This is a genomic window from Actinomycetota bacterium, from assembly GCA_030776725.1.
Taxonomy (GTDB): domain Bacteria; phylum Actinomycetota; class Nitriliruptoria; order Nitriliruptorales; family JAHWKO01; genus JAHWKW01.
This window is the reverse complement of sequence record JALYHG010000141.1, coordinates 1-2,231: the sequence shown is the minus strand read 5'-3', so window position 1 is coordinate 2,231 and position 2,231 is coordinate 1. Positions and strand designations below refer to the sequence as shown.

The 2,231-nt window shown below is 68.9% G+C and carries 4 protein-coding genes; 2 read left to right on the top strand and 2 right to left on the bottom strand.

Annotation, left to right across the window (positions count from 1 at the left end):
• On the top strand, positions 1–335 hold a 335-nt coding region (locus tag M3N57_06590), incomplete at its 5' end, for a hypothetical protein (protein MDP9022357.1).
• 119 nt (positions 336–454) lie between these two features.
• On the top strand, positions 455–1,459 hold the full coding sequence (locus M3N57_06585; GenBank protein MDP9022356.1) for a YihY/virulence factor BrkB family protein: 1,005 nt from the start codon (positions 455–457) through the stop codon (positions 1,457–1,459).
• Between the two features lie 96 nt (positions 1,460–1,555).
• Here M3N57_06585 and M3N57_06580 read toward each other — a convergent pair whose 3' ends face one another.
• Positions 1,556–1,918 carry a DsrE family protein gene (locus M3N57_06580; protein MDP9022355.1) on the bottom strand — a complete coding sequence of 121 codons (363 nt, stop codon included), beginning with the start codon at positions 1,916–1,918 and terminating at the stop codon, positions 1,556–1,558.
• Positions 1,919–2,073: 155 nt separating this feature from the next.
• A partial coding sequence (locus M3N57_06575; protein ID MDP9022354.1) for an alpha-ketoglutarate-dependent dioxygenase AlkB occupies positions 2,074–2,231 on the bottom strand: 158 nt, incomplete at its 5' end.

Genomic DNA, 2,231 nt, shown 5'->3' with positions numbered 1-2,231 from the left:
TAGCAGCGCACAGTGGCTGCAACAACGCGAAGCGGAACGCCTTCGCCGCCGTGCGCCCGCACCTCGAACGCTGGGTCGGCCGGTTCTCCCCTTCCGGTGCTCAGCGCCGGCGTCTCGATGTCGCGACACGACGGCTCGACTGGCCGCGCGATCCCGAGCGGACCCTCGGTGCGGCGCGCGGCCTGTACCTGTGGTTGCCCCAGGGGACGAAGCTGTGGGAGGCCGACGGGCGGTTCGTTGACCACGACCCCGATGTGGCCCGGGCCGCGTTGACCACGCCGGGCGGTGACCGCTCCATGCTCGCAGCCGATGAGCCGGGTGATTACGACGCGTAGTGCTGTGTCGCCGTATCCGGCGGTCGGTGCCTCCCGTCCAACCGGACCCCGCACGGACGAACCCGTCCGTCGCCGCGAAGCCAGGCTGTTCTACGAGCCGATCGATCGAGGAGTTACCTATGGCGAACCGCGGGGCGGGCAGCCAAGACGGGATCGAGGCCGAGCATCCCGACGACGAGCGTCATCCCGGAGCGACTGCCTCGGAACCCAGCGACATCCCTGCCGGGGGATGGAAGCAGGTCCTGCTGCGGACCAAGGACGAGATCAAGGCGGACAGGGTCGGGTTGATGGCGGCCGGTGTCGCCTTCTACGCGATGTTGGCCATCGTCCCGGCGCTGATCGCGGCGATCACCCTGTGGGGGCTGGTGTCGGAGCCCGCGCAGATCGAGCAGACCGTCGCCACCTGGTCGAACGCGCTGCCGCAGAGCGCAGCCGAGCTCATCGGTGAGCAGGTCGGGCGGATCGCGGCGACCTCAACCAGGACCCTGGGCTGGGCGCTGCTCGCATCCCTGCTCGGTGCGCTGTGGGCCGCCTCCTCAGGCACCAAAGGACTCATGAACGCCGTCACCGCCGCTTACAACGAAGATGAGACACGCGGCTTCTTCAAGGTGCGGGGGATCGCGCTGGCGCTGACGATCGGCGCGATCTTCTTCGCCCTGATCGCCATCGGGCTGATCGCTGTGGTCCCGGTCGTGCTCGGCGATCTCGGTCTGGGCGAACTCGGCCAGATGCTGATCCGCTGGGGCCGCTGGCCGATCCTGGCGATCGCCGTCGTCTTCGGCCTGGCCGCGATCTACCGGTACGCCCCCAACCGCGATGAGCCCCGCTGGAACTGGGTCAGTACCGGCTCCGTCGTCGCGACCATCATCTGGCTGATCGCCTCGGCCGGGTTCGCGTGGTACGTCAACTCGTTCGGGTCCTACGCCGAGACCTACGGTTCGCTGGCCGGCGTGATCGTGCTGATGCTGTGGTTCTTCCTGACCGCGTTCGCGATCCTCATCGGCGCTGAACTGAACGCGGAGATGGAGCATCAAACTCGGCGCGACACGACCCGTGGCGAACCGCAGCCGATCGGCCGCCGTGACGCGTACGTGGCCGACACCAGACCCGACCAGTCGTCGTAGTACGGCGTCGTCTCGGGTGCGGAGATGGCCGTCCATCAGGAGTCGCGGTCGACCGTCCATGGCGCTCACTGTGTCGCGCCAGGGTCAACGCCCAGATCAGAGCGTGATGACGTGGTCGGGCGGAGCGGCCGCCAACGCCGCGTACAGGTCCGGGAAGCAGCCGACCTGTACGCCGTCGACCACGTTCGTCGGTTTGCAGTCGCCGGGCTCACCTTCGGCCAGGCCGCGGGCGATCGCGCAACGGTCGCACATCATCAGCAGGATCCCGCGTTCCGACGCCTGCCGGGCCAGGCGCTCCCCCAGCGGGTCACCCTTGCGCAGCACCCAGTTGTTGTCGTCGAAGAAGAAGATGCCGACGACATCGGCGCCGTGGCCGTCCTCCTCCAGCTGCGGGAGGATCATCTGTCCGAGCTTGTACGCCGCGGCGCTCGGCGTGGCCAACACGTATGCGACCTTCATGTCGGGCTCCTGTCTGCGGTCGGTCTGCCCGGGCACTGGGCGCCGCCCATCCTGTCAACGACAGCCAGCCTGGTCCAGCGCTCGGGCTGTCCGGCGCATCACGTGGGGGCCAGGTTTCGGCTGTCGCGCCCCGCACGGTCCACGCCCGGTGAGGATCACTCGTCCCCGCGGTCGCGCCGTCGGACGGTGCGGAACGTGATCGAGTAGCGCAGGTCCTTGACCGGTGGGATGCTGTGCTGCCAGGCGGAGCGGGCAGGACCCGACAGCAGGTAGGCCGAGCGGGGCGGAAGCTCGAGGTCGAAGACCGACCGCG